Source organism: Kribbella orskensis (assembly GCF_004342085.1).
In the GTDB taxonomy this organism is placed as follows: domain Bacteria; phylum Actinomycetota; class Actinomycetes; order Propionibacteriales; family Kribbellaceae; genus Kribbella; species Kribbella orskensis.
The window spans coordinates 194,896-211,074 of record NZ_SLWM01000003.1 but is presented as its reverse complement, the minus strand read 5'-3'; the positions used below and the strand labels follow the sequence as shown (position 1 = coordinate 211,074).

13 protein-coding genes and 1 pseudogene are annotated in these 16,179 nt (G+C 68.9%); 5 read left to right on the top strand and 9 right to left on the bottom strand.

Going from position 1 to position 16,179, the window contains the following annotated elements; all coding sequences use genetic code 11:
• Positions 1-46: 46 nt before the first annotated feature.
• From EV644_RS09865 to EV644_RS09855, 3 genes are read right to left on the bottom strand one after another with little or no spacing between them, the layout of a single operon-like run.
• Positions 47-1,204, bottom strand: a complete 1,158-nt coding sequence (locus EV644_RS09865; RefSeq protein ID WP_132190035.1) for an acyl-CoA dehydrogenase family protein — start codon at positions 1,202-1,204, stop codon at positions 47-49.
• On the bottom strand, positions 1,201-3,180 hold the full coding sequence (locus tag EV644_RS09860; protein WP_132190036.1) for an ATP-binding protein: 1,980 nt from the start codon (positions 3,178-3,180) through the stop codon (positions 1,201-1,203). The genes EV644_RS09865 and EV644_RS09860 overlap by 4 nt, the downstream gene beginning before the upstream one ends.
• A 5-nt stretch (positions 3,181-3,185) precedes the next feature.
• A complete protein-coding gene (locus EV644_RS09855) occupies positions 3,186-4,751 on the bottom strand; it encodes an acyl-CoA carboxylase subunit beta (RefSeq protein WP_132190037.1) in 1,566 nt (521 codons plus the stop codon).
• A gap of 58 nt (positions 4,752-4,809) precedes the next feature.
• On the opposite strand from EV644_RS09855, the gene EV644_RS09850 reads away from it, so the two are divergent.
• Positions 4,810-6,006: an RNA-guided endonuclease InsQ/TnpB family protein gene (locus EV644_RS09850; protein WP_132190038.1), complete on the top strand. Its 1,197-nt coding sequence runs from the start codon at positions 4,810-4,812 to the stop codon at positions 6,004-6,006.
• A gap of 33 nt (positions 6,007-6,039) precedes the next feature.
• On the opposite strand, the gene EV644_RS09845 is transcribed toward EV644_RS09850, so the two are convergent.
• From EV644_RS09845 to EV644_RS09835, 3 genes are read right to left on the bottom strand one after another with little or no spacing between them, the layout of a single operon-like run.
• A complete protein-coding gene (locus EV644_RS09845) occupies positions 6,040-7,173 on the bottom strand; it encodes an acyl-CoA dehydrogenase family protein (protein ID WP_255511334.1) in 1,134 nt (377 codons plus the stop codon).
• Positions 7,170-9,029 carry an acyclic terpene utilization AtuA family protein gene (locus EV644_RS09840; RefSeq protein WP_241998466.1) on the bottom strand — a complete coding sequence of 620 codons (1,860 nt, stop codon included), beginning with the start codon at positions 9,027-9,029 and terminating at the stop codon, positions 7,170-7,172. Before EV644_RS09840 ends, EV644_RS09845 begins: the two co-directional genes overlap by 4 nt.
• A gap of 22 nt (positions 9,030-9,051) precedes the next feature.
• Entirely contained in the window at positions 9,052-9,840 is a 789-nt protein-coding gene (locus EV644_RS09835) for a TIGR03084 family metal-binding protein (protein ID WP_132190040.1), read from the bottom strand.
• Positions 9,841-10,173: 333 nt separating this feature from the next.
• Between EV644_RS09835 and EV644_RS09830 the strand changes: the two are divergent.
• Both EV644_RS09830 and EV644_RS09825 read left to right on the top strand, forming a co-directional pair.
• A pseudogene (locus EV644_RS09830) lies at positions 10,174-11,417 on the top strand (IS256 family transposase).
• A 181-nt stretch (positions 11,418-11,598) separates the two neighbouring features.
• Positions 11,599-12,324, top strand: a complete 726-nt coding sequence (locus EV644_RS09825) for a GntR family transcriptional regulator (protein WP_132190041.1) — start codon at positions 11,599-11,601, stop codon at positions 12,322-12,324.
• Positions 12,325-12,335: 11 nt separating this feature from the next.
• Here EV644_RS09825 and EV644_RS09820 read toward each other — a convergent pair whose 3' ends face one another.
• The 3 genes from EV644_RS09820 to EV644_RS09810 all read right to left on the bottom strand — a co-directional run bounded on the left by EV644_RS09820 (position 12,336) and on the right by EV644_RS09810 (position 14,334).
• The gene (locus EV644_RS09820) at positions 12,336-12,788 is read right to left on the bottom strand and encodes a MarR family winged helix-turn-helix transcriptional regulator (protein WP_241998467.1); all 453 of its coding nucleotides are present in this window, start codon (positions 12,786-12,788) and stop codon (positions 12,336-12,338) included.
• 200 nt (positions 12,789-12,988) lie between these two features.
• The gene (locus EV644_RS09815) at positions 12,989-13,438 is read right to left on the bottom strand and encodes an SRPBCC family protein (RefSeq protein ID WP_132190042.1); all 450 of its coding nucleotides are present in this window, start codon (positions 13,436-13,438) and stop codon (positions 12,989-12,991) included.
• Between the two features lie 62 nt (positions 13,439-13,500).
• Entirely contained in the window at positions 13,501-14,334 is an 834-nt protein-coding gene (locus EV644_RS09810) for an LLM class flavin-dependent oxidoreductase (protein WP_132190043.1), read from the bottom strand.
• A gap of 169 nt (positions 14,335-14,503) precedes the next feature.
• Between EV644_RS09810 and EV644_RS09805 the strand changes: the two genes are divergently transcribed.
• Positions 14,504-15,433 (top strand): N-acetylglucosamine kinase, encoded by a 930-nt coding sequence (locus EV644_RS09805; protein WP_132190044.1) that lies wholly within the window; start codon positions 14,504-14,506, stop codon positions 15,431-15,433.
• Positions 15,426-16,178, top strand: a complete 753-nt coding sequence (locus EV644_RS09800) for an N-acetylmannosamine-6-phosphate 2-epimerase (RefSeq protein WP_132190045.1) — start codon at positions 15,426-15,428, stop codon at positions 16,176-16,178. Before EV644_RS09805 ends, EV644_RS09800 begins: the two co-directional genes overlap by 8 nt.
• The last annotated feature ends 1 nt before the right edge of the window (position 16,179 follow it).

Genomic DNA, 16,179 nt, shown 5'->3' with positions numbered 1-16,179 from the left:
GGCCGGTCCTCTCAACTCGTCGACTAGGAGGATGACTGTGGCGGAATCAGTACGACTTCGGTAGGCCTAGGCTGTGCTGCGCGACGAAGTTGAGGATCATCTCCCGGCTGACCGGCGCGATCCTGGTGGCGCGGGCCGCGGCGACGAGCGAGGCGACGCCGTACTCGACCGTCATGCCGTTGCCGCCGAGTGACTGGACCGCCTGGTCAGTGACCCGGACGGTCGCCTCGCCGGCGGCGTACTTGGCCATGTTCGCGGCTTCACCGGCGCCCAGGTCGTCGCCCGCGTCGTACAGGGCGGCGGCCTTCTGCATCATCAGCCGGGCCAGCTCCAGCTCGATCTTGCACTGGGCCAGCGGGTGCGCGATCCCTTGGTGGGCGCCGATCGGGGTCTTCCAGACCTGGCGTTCCTTGACATAGGCAACGGCCTTGCCGAGCGCGTGCCGGCCGATTCCGATCGCGAAGGCCGACGCCATGATCCGCTCCGGGTTGAGGCCCGCGAACAGTTGCATCAGGCCCGCGTCCTCCGACCCGACCAAGGCATCCGGGGGCAGTTGCACGTCGTCGAGGAACAACGCGAACTGCTTGTCCGGGCTGATCAGGTCCATCTCGATCTTCCGGAACTCGACCCCCGGAGCATCGGTCGGCACGATGAACAGCGCGGGCTTCAGCCGGCCGGTCTTCGCGTCCTCGGTGCGCCCGACCACCAGCACCGCCTTGGCCACGTCCAGGCCGGAGATGTAGACCTTCCGCCCCGACAACGACCAGCCGTCGTCCGTACGGCGGGCCGTGGTGGTGATCCCGTGCGAGTTGGATCCGGCGTCGGGCTCGGTGATCGCGAATGCCATCGTGGTGGAGCCGTCGGCCAGGGTCGGCAGCCACCGCTCCTTCTGCCCGTCCGTGCCAAACCGGGCGATCACTGTGCCGCAGATCGCCGGTGACACGACCATCATCAGCAGCGGGCAACCGGCCGCGCCGAGTTCTTCCAGCACGATCGACAGGTCGGCCATCCCGCCACCTCCGCCGCCGTACTTCTCGGGCAGGTTCACGCCCAGATAGCCGAGCTTGCCCGCCTCCTGCCAGAGCTCGGTGGTCTGCCCGCCGGAGCGCGCGCGTTCGTTGAAGTAGGCGTACCCGTACTTCTTGCCCAGCTCGCTCACCGCGGTTCGCAGCGCCCGGCGCTCTTCGGTCTCGACGAAGTTCATGCGTCTTCTCCTTCGGCTGCTTGCACGACGGCCAGCACGGCGCCGACCTCGACCTGTTGCCCTGGACCGACCGCGAGTTCGGCCAGCATGCCGTCGGCCGGCGCGGAGATGGTGTGCTCCATCTTCATCGCCTCCAGCCACAGCAGTGGTTGTCCCTGCTCGACCTTGTCGCCCACCTTCACCGCGACCCGGATCACGGTGCCCGGCATCGGTGCAAGCAACGACCCCGCCGCCACCTGCGCCGACGGATCCGCGAACCTCTCGACAGGCTTCAACGCCACCGACCCCAACGCCGAGTCAACACACACCAGCCCGGGATAGGCCGCGACGTCAAACGCCCGCCGCACTCCGCCCAGCTCCAGCAGCACGCGCTCGGCCCCGGCGTCCACCAACCGAACATCTCCCGCGACCACCGGCCCGTCCCGAGTCAGCCGATAAGCGACCTCGTACGTCGAATCGCCCACCCTGTACGACTTCGTCTGAGCCTGCGACGGCACATTCCGCCACCCACTCGGCAACCCCTTCTGCACCTTCGCAGTACCCCGCCGCCTCGCCGCGTCGGCAAGTGCCGCCGCCAGCGCACACAGTTCCTCCACAGCAGGCTCGGCCAGTGGACGCGACAACTCTTCCAACCCATTCCGGTCGAAGAAGGCTGTGTCGGTGTCGCCTGCGAGGAAGGCGGGGTGGCGGAGGGTGCGGACCAGGAGGTCGCGGTTTGTGCGGACGCCGTGGATCTGCGCCTTCGACAGCTCGGCCGCCAGCCTGGTGGCTGCTTCTGCGCGGGTGGCGCCCCAGACGATCACCTTCGCCAGCATCGCGTCGTAGTACGGGGAGACCTCGGAGCCGCTGACCACTCCGGAGTCGACCCGCAACCACGGCAGACCCGAGCGTGGTCCGCCCGGCCCGAACTCGGCAACATCACCAAGGTGGAAGCGCTGCAACGTGCCGGTCTGAGGTTGCCAGTCGCACGCGGGATCCTCGGCGTACAACCGAACCTCGATCGAATGCCCAAGCGCAGCAGGCGGTTCAGCGGGCAAGGCCTCACCAGAAGCGATCGCGAACTGCAGCGCGACCAGGTCGAGGCCGGTCGTCGACTCGGTGACGGGGTGCTCGACCTGGAGGCGCGTGTTCATCTCCAGGAAGTAGAACCGCCCGCTGTCGTCCGCGAGGAACTCCACAGTGCCGGCACCGACGTACCCGATCGCCTCGGCAGCCTTCCGCGCCGCCGCGAACAACTCGGCCCGCATCGACGGAAGCCGTTCCACCAAAGGCGAAGGAGCCTCCTCGAGCACCTTCTGATGCCGCCGCTGGATCGAGCACTCGCGCTCGCCGACCGCCCAGATCGTGCCGTGGTGGTCAGCCAGGATCTGGACCTCGATGTGCCGGCCGGTCGCCAGATACGGCTCACAGAACACCGTCCCGTCGCCGAAGGCCGACAGCGCCTCCGCTTCGGCGGCGGCGATCTCCGACCGCAGGTCCTCCAGGTGGTGCACGACGCGCATCCCGCGCCCGCCGCCGCCCGCCGACGCTTTCACCAGCACCGGGAGTTCCGCTTCGGTCACGTCGTCCGCGGAGAGTCGCGGCAACACGGGAACTCCCGCCGCGTCCATCAGCTTCTTCGCCTCGATCTTCGAGCCCATCGACTCGATCGCCTGCGGCGGCGGCCCGATCCACGCCAGCCCAGCGTCCTCGACAGCCCGCGCGAAGGTCGCGTTCTCCGACAGGAACCCGTACCCCGGATGCACCGCATCCGCCCCGGCTCGACGGGCCGCCTCGATCAGCAACTCCGTCCGCAGGTAGGTCTCACCCGGCGCGTTGCCCGGCAGGTGGACCGCCGCGTCAGCCTCCCCGACGTACGGCATCGAGGCGTCGGCAGTCGAGTGCACGGCGACAGTCGACACCCCCAGCTCGCGCGCGGTCCGGAACACCCGCCGCGCGATCTCGCCACGATTCGCCACCAGTACTGAAGTGAACATCGCCATCACATCCGGAAGACGCCGAAGTTGGCGCCGTCGAAGCGGGTTCCCTCGACCGGAGCCGAGTGGATGGCGGACAGGCACAGGCCGAGCACGGTGCGCGTGTCGCGCGGGTCGATCACGCCGTCGTCGTAGAGCCGGCCGGACAGGAACATCGGCAGCGACTCCGCCTCGATCTGGCCTTCCACGTAGGCCCGCATCGCGGCATCGCCGTCCTCGTCGTACGGCTGGTTCTTCGCGGCCGCGGCGGCGCGCGCGACGATCGACAGCACCCCGGCGAGCTGCTGGGGGCCCATCACCGCGGACTTCGCGGACGGCCAGGCGAAGAGGAAGCGCGGATCGAACGCCCGCCCGCACATGCCGTAGTGCCCGGCGCCATAGGAAGCGCCCGTGAGGATCGAGATGTGCGGCACGCGGGAGTTGGAGACCGCGTTGATCATCTGCGCGCCGTGTTTGATGATCCCGCCCTGCTCGTACTCCCGGCCGACCATGTACCCCGTCGTGTTGTGCAGGAAGATCAATGGCACCGAGGCGCGATTCGCGAGCTGGATGAACTGCGCGGCCTTCTGCGACTCCTCGCTGAACAGCACGCCACGCGCGTTGGCCAGCACGCCGACCGGATACCCGTGGACCGAGGCCCACCCGGTCGCGAGCGATGACCCGTAGCGCGGCTTGAACTCGTCGAACACCGACCCGTCCACCACCCGGGCGATCACGTCCCGCGGGTCGAACGGGATCTTCAGGTCGCCCGGCACGATCCCCAGCAACTCGTCCGCGTCGTACAAGGGCTCCTCGTACTGCGCTGCCGGCGGCGGGCCGAGCTTCTTCCAGTTCAGCCGCGACACGATCTGCCGGCCGAGGCGGATCGCGTCCGGTTCGTCCACGGCGAAGTAGTCCGCGAGCCCCGAGACGCGGGCGTGCATCGAGGCACCACCGAGGGACTCGTCATCCGCATCCTCGCCGGTCGCCATCTTCACCAGCGGCGGCCCGGCCAGGAACACCTTCGCGCCGCCGTCGACCATCACCACGTAGTCGCTCATCCCCGGGATGTACGCGCCTCCGGCGGTGGAGTTGCCGAACACCAGCGCGATCGTCGGGATGCCCTCCGCCGACAACCGGGTCAGGTTGCGGAACATCGCGCCGCCCGGGATGAAGATCTCCTTCTGCGTCGGCAGATCCGCGCCGCCGGACTCGACCAGGCTGATCACCGGCAGCCGGTTGGCCCGGGCGATCTCGTCCGAACGCAGGGCCTTCTTCAAAGTCCAGGGATTGCTCGCGCCGCCCTTGACGGTCGGGTCGTTCGCGGTGATCAGGCACTCGACGCCCTCCACCACGCCGATCCCGGTGACCAGGCTCGCGCCCACGGTGAAGTCGCTGCCCCACCCCGCGAGCGGCGACAACTCGAGGAACGCGGTGTCCGGGTCCAGCAGCAACTCGATCCGCTCGCGAGCCAGCAGCTTGCCGCGCTTGTGGTGGCGCGCGACGTACTTCTCCCCACCCCCGGCCAGCGCCTTCTGATGCTCGGCATCAAGCTCAGCGAGCTTCTCCAGCATCACCTCGCGATTGTTCATCCGACTGCCTCCCTTCGAACATCGGAAACTGTCGGTCGCGGCTGATTGGATCGATTCCATGTCCAGGTTCCGGATGTACCCGACGCCCGCGCAGCAATCTGCGTTGCTGCAGCAATGCGGACACGCCCGGTACGTGTGGAACCTGGCGCTTGAGCAGTGGTCGATGTGGACCCGCGACAAGCGACCAACGCCTCGGTACGTCGAGCAGGCACGGCAACTCACCGAGGCCCGGGCTGCGTTCGACTGGCTGCGGGCCGGTTCGCAGACGGTGCAGCAGCAGGCGCTGCGTGACTTCGACGAAGCCGTCAGGTACTTCCTTGCAGGGAGCCACCGGCGGCCGACCTGGCGCAAGGCCGGGCTGCATGAGGGGTTCCGCATCGTCGGTGCCCAGGCGTCGCGGATAGTGAAGCTGAGCCGGAAGTGGGCCGCGGTCAACGTGTCGAAGGTCGGCTGGGTGCGGTTCCGGCTGTCGCGTGCGGTTCCGGAAGCGAAGTCGTACCGCATTACCCGCGACGGGGTGGGTCGCTGGCACCTCGCGTTCGCCGTCATCCCGCCGCCGATCCCGGCACCGGGTACGGGTGAGGTCGTCGGTGTTGACCGCGGCGTGACCGTCTCGGCGGCACTGTCCACCGGCGAACTCCTGTCGTGCCCAGGGCTGTCGGTGACTGAACAGGTTCGACTGAAGCACTTGCAACGTCGCCTGTCCCGATGCCGTCGCGGCTCCAGTCGACGTCGGCGGGTGAAGGCTGCGATCGCGAAGCTGTATGCCCGTGCCGGCGATCGTCGCAAGGACTGGGTCGAGAAGACGAGCACCGACCTTGCCCGACGGTTCGATGTCATCCGGGTGGAAGACCTGCGCATCGCCCAGATGACCAAACGCCCCAGGCCCAAACCCGATCCCGAACGACCAGGTAGGCACCTGCCGAACCGTCGCCGGGCCAAGGCAGGTCTGAACCGGGGCATTCTGGCCAACGGCTGGGGCGATCTGGTGACCCGTCTGGAGCACAAGGCCGCTGGACGGGTCGAGAAAGTGAACCCCGCGTACACATCGCAGACCTGTAACGTCTGCGGGCACTGCACACCGGACAACCGCAAGAGCCAAGCGGTGTTTCGGTGCGCAGCCTGCGGACACCAGGCGAACGCGGACGTGAACGCAGCAGTCAACATCGCGGCCGGACGGGCCGTCAGCGCACGCCGAGAGACGCCGGTACAGGTCTCGCTGAAGCGTGAACCTCAACTCACTACCTCCACGTAGTAGTTGGAATCCCCGTCGTGGACGGGGAGGACGTCAAGCGGTGAACCCCAGTCGTTTGGCTGCCAAGTTCGTCATGATCTCGGTGGTGCCGCCGCCGATCGCGAGGATCTTCTGGTCGCGGTACTGGCGTTCAACCTCGGCCTCGCGCATGTACCCGAGCCCGCCGTGCAGCTGCAGCGCCTGGTCACACACCCAGGCGCCCGCCTCGACCGCGGTGTTCTTCGCGAAGCACACCTCCGCGATCACGTCCTCACCCTGCTCGGCCTTCTCGACGACGTGGTGCACGTAGACCCGGGCGACGTCGATCCGCCGCGCCATCTCGGTCAAGGTGTGCTGCACGGTCTGCCGCGTGATCAGCGGTCGCCCGAACGTCTCCCGCGCCCGGCACCACTCGACCGTGAGGTCCAACGCGCGCTGCGCCCCGGCATACGCCTGTACTGCGAGGGTCAGGCGCTCCGCGACGAAGTTGATCGCCAGCTGGACGAATCCCGAGCCCGGCTCGCCCACCAGGCTCGCGGCCGGCACCCGTACGTCAGTGAACGACAACTCGGCCGTGTCCGAGCAGAGCCAGCCCATCTTCTCGAGCTTGCGGGACACCTTGAAGCCCGGCATGCCGCGCTCGATCACCAGCAGGGAGATGCCGTGCGCGCCGGGCCCGTCCGTGCGGACCGCGGTGGTGACGAAGTCCGCGCGACATCCTGAGGTGATGTAGGTCTTGGCGCCGTTGACGACGAAGTGATCCCCGTCGCGGCGGGCCGTAGTACGGACGGAGGCGACATCGGAGCCGCCGTCGGGTTCGGTGATTGCCAGGGCGCCGATCAGCGAGCCGTCCAGGGTCGGCCGCACCCAGCGTTCAGCATGCTCTTGATTGCCCGCAGCAACGATGTGTGGCAAGGCGATCCCGCAGGTCAGCAACGAGGCGACGAGTCCGCCGGAGCCGCCCGCATAGTGCAGCTCCTCGACGACGGCGATCGCGTCGGCCAGGGAGCCGCCGCCACCACCGACCGCCTCGGGGAAGGCGACTCCGAGCAAGCCGAGCTCGCCCGCCTTCTTGTGGAGCTCACGAGGCAGTTCGCCATCGCGCTCCCACTGGTCGAGGTTGGGCAGCACCTCCGCGGCCATGAACCGGCGGACCGTCTCGCGGAGTGCCTTCTGCTCATCGCTCACAGCAGCACCTCCGGTACGTCGATGTACCGCGAACGCAACCATTCGCCGACCGCCTTCGCCTGCGGGTCGAACCGCGCCTGCGACGCGACCCCTTCGCCGAGCAGGCCGCCGACCACGAAGTTCAGCGCCCACAGGTTCGGCAGGACGTGCCGGGTGACGGAAAGATCCTGGGTCTCCGGCAGCAACTCCCGGAACTTCTCGACCGTCATCGTGTGCGCGAACCAGCGCCAGGCGGTCTCGCTCCGCACCCACACACCTACGTTCGCGTCGCCGCCCTTGTCACCACTCCGCGCTCCGGCGACCCGGCCCAGTGGCACCTCACGGGTCAGCGACCGCGCAGGACGCCCCGCAGCCACCAACTGCGGCAACGGCATCGGCAAGGGCCCGTCCTCGGCTGGCTCCAACCCCTGCGTCTCGGCCGACGGCTCGATCGCCTTGCGGCTGCCGTCGGGCAACACCACCACATGCTCGACCTCGCCGGCATCGACATACCCGGCCGTGAACACCCCGTACGGCGCTGCGTCACCGGGCGGAGCCGTGACATGGAAGCCCGGATAGCTCGCCAGAGCCAGCTCGACCGCCGCACTGGAGAAGGCCCGGCCGGCCACCTTCGGATCGGGGTCCTTCACCGTGCACTTGAGCAGCACACTCGCCTGCTCCTCGGTCTCCGCGTTCGGCTGCTCCGTCCAGTTCAGCGACCACTTGAGCTCGGCCGGCCTCCTGCGCAGCCCTCGCTCGAGCTGCCGCTGGACCAGCTCGGCCTTCGCCTCCAGGTCGAGCCCCGTGAGCACGAAGTCCACCTCGTTGCGGAAGCCACCCACCGCGTTGAGAGACACCTTGTACGTCGGGGGAGGTGGCTCGCCCTCGACCCCGGAGATCCGGATCCGGTCGGGCCCGACCTCGCTCAGCTCGACGGAATCCATCCGCGCGGTGACATCCGGACCGGCGTACCGGGCGCCGGTGATCTCGTAGAGGAGCTGCGCCTTGACCGTGTCGAGGGTGACGGCGCCACCGGTGCCGTCGTGCTTGGTGATCACGCTGCTGCCGTCGGCGTGGATCTCCGCGATCGGGAACCCCAGGTGGCCGAGGTCGCGGATCTCGTTGAAGAACGCGTAGTTGCCGCCGGTCGCCTGACAGCCGCACTCGATCACGTGCCCGGCGACGACCGCGCCCGCGAGTTCGTCGTACTGGGTCCGCTTCCAGCCGTGGTGGGCCGCGGCGGGTCCGACGATGACGGACGCGTCGGTGACTCGTCCGGTCACGACGATGTCGGCGCCGGCCTGGAGTGCCTCCGCGATTCCCCACGCGCCGAGGTAGGCGTTCGCCGTGAGGGGCTGGCCGAGGTCGAGCTCCTTGGCTCGGGGGAGGAGGTCGTCGCCTTCGACGTACGCGATCTTCGGGTGCAGGCCGAGCCTGTCCGCCAGTTCCTGGATGGCGCCGGCGAGGCCTGCCGGGTTGAGGCCGCCTGCGTTGCTGACCACCTTCACGCCGCGATCGAGCGCTTCACCGAGGCCGGACTCGAGCTGCTTGAGGAAGGTCTTCGCGTAGCCGAGCGACGGATCCTTCAGCCGGTCCCGGCCGAGGATGAGCATGGTCAGCTCCGCCAGGTAGTCGCCGGTCAGCACGTCCAGCGGCCCGCCGGTCAGCATCTCCTGGAAGGCGCTGAACCGGTCGCCGTAGAACCCCGAAGCGTTCCCGATCCGAATCGGCTTCCGGAGGCCCTCGGGCGTTTGCTCCGGCGTGCCGTCCCCGGCGCTCTCGGGCGCGTCCGCCTGCGTGCTCTCCTGCTCGCCCTCCTCCGGGACGTCGGGCGTGCTCGCGGGGGTGCTGGCCTTGGTGTCTTCCGGGGTGGTCATGCCGAGACTCCCGCGCCGCGGGTCATGCGAACTGCCCTCGCTCGCGGCCCTTGCCCGGGAGACCGGCGAAGGCCTGGATGATGCCGAGCCACTCGTCCGCCTGCTCGCCGGACGCTTGTACGTCGAGATCGTCGCGGTGCCGGCGTTGGGTCGCCAGCAGGCAGAAGTCGAGCGCCGATCCCGTCACCCGCTGCTCGGCGTCCTCGGGGCCCCACGTCCACAGCTCGCTGTCCGGTCCGCGAAGTTCCACGTGGAACGGAGCCTCGGGCGGTTTGCGGTCGTTCAGCAGGTAGGAGAAGTCGCGGGTCCGGACCGCCAGGTGCGCGACGTGCCGCAGTCGCGCGGACGGCCGGCGATGGACCCCGAGGGCGTCGGCGACGTCCAGCCCGTGGGCCCAGGTCTCCATCAGTCGCGCGGTCGCCATCGAGGTCGGGCTCATCGGCGGACCGAACCACGCCACCTTCTCGCCGCTCGGCACTGCCCGCAGCGCGTCCGCCAGCTCACCGCGGGTCTCGCGCCAGTAGGTCAGCAGCTCGCCGGGCGGCAGCGAGGCCGTCTCGGCGGCCCCCTCATCCACGTAGCCACTGGGGTTCTTCAGCGCCTGCTTCAGCGTGGCCTGGAACTCCTCGGGCGCGGCCGCGGCCATCCGCGCCGCCTCGTCGGTCCAGGCCAGATGCGCGATCTGATGTGCGATCGTCCAGCCCTCGGCCGGCGTCGGGGTCGCCCAGGCGTCCGCGCTCAAGCCGCCGACGAGCAGGTCCAGCTCGACGCTCTCGGCCCCCAGATCAGCAAGCACCTCGTCCAGTTGCACACGCGACTCCCTGCCTCGGATCGTGCCCCGAGCCTCCCACCGTCCCGAAAAAGAATCAAGGGTGCTTGTTTTTGAGCTGTGCCACTCACCGGGACCCTCATACCGCGCGGGCTTCGACCGCGTCGGCCAGTCCGAGTACGCCGAGGACGCGGATCGCGTTCGGCCAGAGCGTCAGGCCGGCACCGACGATGATTGCCGTGGAGGGCGCTGTAGTGGCGTCCAGCAGAGTGGTGTACGGCAGGCCCGCTGACGGGCGTGGCGTAGACGTGTGAAAGCGGTCATCGCGTGATCCTTTGGAAGACCTCTCACAGACTTCTGAAGGAGAAGAACGCGATGACCGCGAACACCAGTATCGACCCTGCCGAGTTCCTGCACGAGCAGCTGACCACCGCGTCGCCGGATCTGTTGCGTGACATGTTGACCACGTTCATCCAGGCGCTGTTGTCGGCGGAGGCGGACGCGGTCTGCGGCGCGCCGTACGGCCTGCCCAGCAGCGAGCGGGTGAACTCCCGCAACGGGTACCGGCACCGCGACTTCGACACCCGCGCCGGCACCCTGGACGTGGCGATCCCCAAGCTGCGCTCGGGCAGCTACTTTCCCGACTGGCTGCTCGAGCGTCGCAGGAGGGCGGAGAGGGCGCTGACGACGGTGGTGGCGACCTGCTACCTGCTCGGGGTGTCCACGCGGCGGATGGAGAAGCTGGTCGAGACCCTCGGCATCACCAGGTTGTCGAAGTCGCAAGTCTCGGTGATGGCCGCCGAGCTCGACGAGGCCGTGGAGCAGTTCAGGACCCGGCCGCTGGACGCCGGCCCGTACACGTTCGTGGCCGCGGACGCGCTGGTACTGAAGGTCCGCGAAGGCGGCCGGGTCGTCAACGTCCACGCCCTGGTCGCGACCGGCGTAAACGGCGACGGACACCGAGAAATCCTTGGCCTACAAGTGACTTCGGCCGAGGACGGCGCCGGCTGGCTGGCGTTCCTGCGCGACCTCACCGCCCGCGGCCTGACCGGCGTCCGCCTCGTCACCAGCGACGCCCACGCCGGCCTCGTCGCCGCCATCGGCGCCACCCTGCCCGGCGCGAGCGGGCAGCGCTGCCGCACCCACTACGCCGCCAACCTGATGTCGGTCACCCCCAAACCTCCTGGCCGTGGGTGAAGACGCTGCTGCACTCGGTCTACGACCAGCCCGACAAGGACGCGGTGCACGAACAGTTCGACCGCGTCCTGGACGCCCTGGCCGACAAGCTACCCGCGGTCGTCGACCACCTCGAGACCGCCCGCGCAGACGTGCTCGCGTTCACCGCGTTCCCCAAGGAGATCTGGCGACAGATCTGGTCCAACAACCCGCAAGAACGGCTGAACCGCGAGATCCGCCGCCGCACCGACGTGGTCGGCATCTTCCCCGACCGCAACGCGTTGATCCGCCTCGTCGGCGCCGTGCTCGCCGAGCAGCACGACGACTGGATCGAGGGCCGCCGCTATCTCGGCCTCGACGTCCTCGCCAAGTCCCGACTCGCCCTCATCGAGACCACAGAGGAGACCACCACAGACACCGACATCCCGGCGCTCAGCGCCTAACCAACCCAAGGATCACGCGACACCACCGCTACACCACTCCGCTGGACTTGACCGGCGCTGTCCCGCTGCTCATCCTCCGGACACTACTTCTCATCGCGCGGCTAACGCTCCGGGGTCGAGGTTGTCTGTCTGTGCTGCTGGAAGGGTTCCAGTGGACCCGTGTGAGTGTTAGTCAGGACGGATGCACAGTTCGCTGCCTGGAAAGGCCGCCGAGATCCGGGCACTGCTGCTCACCTTGATCGACACCCTGCCCGAGGGTGCCGCGCTGCCGCCCGAGCGCGAGTTGGCGGCCAGGTGGAACGTCGCGCGGATGACGCTGCGCCGGGCGGTGGACGAACTGGTGATCGAGGAACTGCTCGTCCGCCGGCACGGCAGCGGCACGTACACCACCCGCCCGAAGGTGGCGAAGTGGCTCGGCATGATGGGCTTCTCCGAGGACATCCGCCGGCGCGGCATGATGCCGGGCAGCAAGATGCTCGAGTTCCGCCGGCAGAAGGCCGAGCGCTCGGTCGCCCGGCGGCTGCGGATCCCGGTCGGCGATCCGGTGCTCACGTTCACCCGGCTCCGGCTGGCCGACGACCTGCCGATGGTGGTCGAGCGGACCACGCTGCCCGACAGCTACGTGCCCGGCATCGAGGCGGCCGACCTGAACGGCTCCCTCTACGAACTCCTCACCAGCCGCTACGGCATCGAACTGGTCAGCGGTACGTCGAAGCTGGAGCCGGTGATGCCCGACGCGAGAACGGCCGGCTGGCTCGGCATCCCCACGACCCAGCCGTGCCTCGGCCTCAACGGCGTCAGCTTCGACCGCCGGGAGCGCGTCTTCGAGTACACGTCGGGCGTCTACCGCGGCGATCGCTACGCCTTCACCGCCGAGCTCCGCATGCCCCCGCCGTCCCATTCCTAGCCGAAGGGCTCCTAACCCCTGCGCTGGTGTTCGACCACGTCAATGAAGGTGGTCTTGAAATCGGCGTACTTCTCCCGGCCCAGTCGCCGTGCGTGCCGCTCCTGCATCGCCGTCATCATCTTGTCGGCTGCAGTCATCTGAGCCAGCCCCCGCTCCGTCGGGCAGACCAGTTTCGCCCGTCGGTCCGCCGGATCCGGCCGGCGCTCGACATATCCGAGCGTTTCGAGCTCGTCGATCATCGTCCCGATCACCTGCTTGTGCTGCCCCGACAGCCGCGACAGGTCGGTCGCCCGGATGCCGTCGACCTCCAGATACGCGAGCACCGCCCCGTGCCGCGGATGCAGATCATCGAACCCCAGTTCCGCCAGCGCCCCGAACAACTCCCCCTGCACCGCGAACAACAACCGCCCGGCCAGCATCCCCAGATCCGGATCCTCCTGACTCCGCCGTACCCGACTCTCCACCCGCCACCTCCACCAACCAATAGTCACCAAACCTGACCATCCCACGCTAGCGCTTCTGGTACGTGCCGGACATGAGAGGGGCTCGGGCGACCCTTGCCGGGCTGATCGCCAAAGGGCTCGTCGAGCGAGCCCCTGTCGACAGCGAGGTGGTCGGAAATCTTCTCAGCTCGGCGACCTGAGTCGGGTTTCGCTGAAGCCGGCTAACGCCGCGAGGTTGTCTCGAGAATCTCGCGCAGGCGATTGAGATCCTTCTGGTTGGCGCGACGCATGGCGGCGGCCATCACCGGCGCGGCCAGGCCTGCGAACCCGGACGGCTCGCCACGGTTGCGCAGGCTCATCCGGGTCGAGTCGGCACCCTCGGCGGACCATTCGTAGCTGGTCTCCATCGGGAACGGCCCTTGCGCGGTCCGCATCACCAGCCGCCGCAGCGGCTCGAACTCGACGATCTCGTAGGTGTAGGCCAACCGTCGTCCCAGGAAATGAGCGACGAAGTCCATCCGTGAGCCGAGCGCCACTGGCGGCGGGGTCTGCCACTCGACCGACTCGATGTTGGCGTACCACTCCGGCGCATTGGAGGGATCCCCGACATACCGAGCGACCAGCTCGACCGGTCGCGCGATCACGATCTCGGTGAGTACGTTGACAGCCATCTCGCCTCCTCGCACCGACACTAGACCGCCGAGCACCGGAGCAGGCGGTCCAGCCCGAGCGACTAGCGGTACGTGTCGAGCCGGGCGATCACCCTGTCGAAGACGGCTCGTTCGTGGTCCTTCGGTGCGTAGAGCACGAGTTCGTTGAAGCCGATGCCGCGGTACCGGTCGACCAGTCGGGCGAAGCCGTCCACCGAGGCCCACGGGTCGATCTCGCCGTACGCGAGCAGGATCCGGCGGATCTCGCGTCGTCCCTCGAGCAACGAGTCGAGCAGTTCGGTACGCCGTACGGAGGCGTCGTAGAAGTCCGCCTCCGCGGCAGCGCCGGGGAACGTCACCCAGCCGTCGCCGTGCGCCGCGACCACCGCGAGTGCACGAGGTGCGTTGGCGGCGACGATCAGCGGCAACCGCTCCTGCACGGTGCTCGGCGTCATCGCGGCCAGCGTGTACGGGTAGTACGGCCCGGCGTGATCGCTCACGTCACCCGACAGCAGCCGATCCACCACGGCGACGAACTCGGCCAGCCGGTCCGTCCGCTCGCGGGCCGTCCACACCTCGGTCCCGGCCATCCCGTGATCGGTCGGCCAGACGCCCGAGCCGATCCCCAGGTCGAACCGCCCACGGGACACGTGGTCCAGCGTGGTGGCCTGCTTCGCGAGCACGGTCGGCTGCCGGAACACCATGTTGGCGATCAGCAGCCCGACCCGGATCCGCGTCGTCGTCGCGGCCCAGCCGGCGATGATGGTCGGGCCGTCGTGCACCGGGATCGCCGGATCCCGCGGGTTGCGCAGGTTGTCGCCGGTCCACAGTCCGTCGAACCCGGCCGCCTCCGCGATGCCGGCCCACTGCGACGCGTCGTCCCACCCCGCCGGATTCACCTTCAGCCCGAACCGCATGCCGCCCGCCCCTCACGATCGGAAACCGTCCGGCGTCAGCCTGCCACGGGAAGATTGCGCGAGCACACGACGGGCGCCAAGTGGTCTACTCGGATTGCTTTACCCGCAGAGGTCCGGGGAGCGAGAGTAGGCCAATCAGTACTTGCAAGAAGGCAGAGGTCCACCGTCCATGACCGCTCACCCAGCCTCGGCGGACCCTGCAGCGCGCGGGCCGATCCGCCTCGCCTTCGACGGCGGGCAGTCAGCGCTCAGAGTGCGCGTTATCCCCGATGGCAGGACCGGCAGCGGCCCGGGCTTCACGCACAGTGCCAACAGCATCCAGGCCACCGTCGACGCCGTCCGCGCGGCCGCCGATCAGGCAGGTGTCACCGGACCGGTAGAAGTCGCCGCGCTCGGCCTGACCGGCTTCCCGAAGGACCTGCCGACAGCCGAGATCCTGGCCAAGAGCATCGCCGAGACCCTGCGGGCTACCGAGGTCAGGCTCACCCAGGACATGGTCACCGCCCACGCCGGCGCTCTCCCCGACCGGTACGGCGTCGTGCTGGCCGCCGGTACCGGCGTGGTCTGCCTGGGGATCGACCGGGACGGCTCCTGGTACAAGATCGACGGCCACGGCTACCTCTTCGGAGACGCCGGCAGCGCCTTCGCGATCGGCCGGGCCGGGCTTGTCGCGGTGCAGCGCGCCAGGGACGGCCGTGGCCCGGCGACGGCCTTGGCCGACACCGACCTGGACCCGATCGCGCTGTACCCGTCGCCGACGCTGGTGGATGACGTCGCCCGCTTCGCTCCCGTCGTACTGCGTCGCGCCGCCGAGGGGGACCCGGTCGCACACGACATCGTCGTACGGGCTGCTGGTGAGCTCGCGGAGACGATCGGTGCGGCGATCGGGTCGTTGGCAGGCCAAGGACAGGTGCCGGTCGCGTGTGTCGGCGGGCTGTTCGACGGTGCGGGCGATCAGTTGGCCGAGCCGCTGCGGGCGAAGCTGCCGAGCAGGGCGGAGCTTATAGTTGCTGAGGGCAACTCATTGGATGGTGCGCAGAGGTTGGCGAGCGGTCCACCTGGGCCGTACGACGAGCTGATCGTGACCCACCATGCCTGACCGCACCGCGGTCCTCGACCGCGGCTGCCTGGTGGTGTCCTGCCAGGCAGGTCCCGGCAACCCTTTCAACGCACCCGGGCCGATGGCGCTGATGGCCCGCGCGGCTCTGGCGGGTGGCGCCGGTGCGATCCGTGCCAACGGCGCTGCCGACGTGGCAGCGATCAGGGCTGTCACGGACCTTCCGATCATCGGCCTCAACAAGCTCGGCGACCCCGCGGGAGTGTTCATCACGCCGACGTACGAGTCGGCCGTCGGGATCGTCGAGGCAGGCGCCGACCTGATCGCACTCGACGCCACGCTCCGCCCGCGCCCGGACGGACTCCCGCTCGAGCTACAGATCAAGCGCATCCACGAAGAACTCGGCGTAGCCGTGCTCGCGGACTGCGACAGCCTCGAAGCAGGACATGCGGCCCGCGCGGCCGGCGCCGACCTCGTCGCGACAACGCTCTCCGGGTACACCGCTGACGCCGTACCGGATGAGCCGGACATCGAGTTGATCCGGCAGTTGGTGGCCGAGGTGGACTGCCCGGTCGTGGCCGAGGGCCGGATCCGCACCCCCGAGGACGTCCGCGCCGCCTTCGAAGCCGGTGCGTACGCGGTCGTCGTGGGGACGGCGATCACCAATCCGATGGAAACCACCGCGCGTTTGGTGGGATCGATTCCGCGGTACGCAGGAGCCAACTCCCCCCGAGGGGACCAGTTGAGCGCACCACCCGCCTCGGCGGACAGACTGCTGGAGCGTTGAC

Bases quoted from the DNA above. Each gene is read 5' to 3' on its own strand.
- EV644_RS09865 (WP_132190035.1), bottom strand. From the start codon at position 1,204: ATGAACTTCGTCGAGACCGAAGAGCGCCGGGCGCTGCGAACCGCGGTG.
- EV644_RS09860 (WP_132190036.1), bottom strand. From the start codon at position 3,180: ATGTTCACTTCAGTACTGGTGGCGAATCGTGGCGAGATCGCGCGGCGG.
- EV644_RS09855 (WP_132190037.1), bottom strand. From the start codon at position 4,751: ATGAACAATCGCGAGGTGATGCTGGAGAAGCTCGCTGAGCTTGATGCC.
- EV644_RS09850 (WP_132190038.1), top strand. From the start codon at position 4,810: ATGTCCAGGTTCCGGATGTACCCGACGCCCGCGCAGCAATCTGCGTTG.
- EV644_RS09840 (WP_241998466.1), bottom strand. From the start codon at position 9,029: ATGACCACCCCGGAAGACACCAAGGCCAGCACCCCCGCGAGCACGCCC.
- EV644_RS09825 (WP_132190041.1), top strand. From the start codon at position 11,599: ATGCACAGTTCGCTGCCTGGAAAGGCCGCCGAGATCCGGGCACTGCTG.
- EV644_RS09815 (WP_132190042.1), bottom strand. From the start codon at position 13,438: ATGGCTGTCAACGTACTCACCGAGATCGTGATCGCGCGACCGGTCGAG.
- EV644_RS09810 (WP_132190043.1), bottom strand. From the start codon at position 14,334: ATGCGGTTCGGGCTGAAGGTGAATCCGGCGGGGTGGGACGACGCGTCG.
- EV644_RS09805 (WP_132190044.1), top strand. From the start codon at position 14,504: ATGACCGCTCACCCAGCCTCGGCGGACCCTGCAGCGCGCGGGCCGATC.
- EV644_RS09800 (WP_132190045.1), top strand. From the start codon at position 15,426: ATGCCTGACCGCACCGCGGTCCTCGACCGCGGCTGCCTGGTGGTGTCC.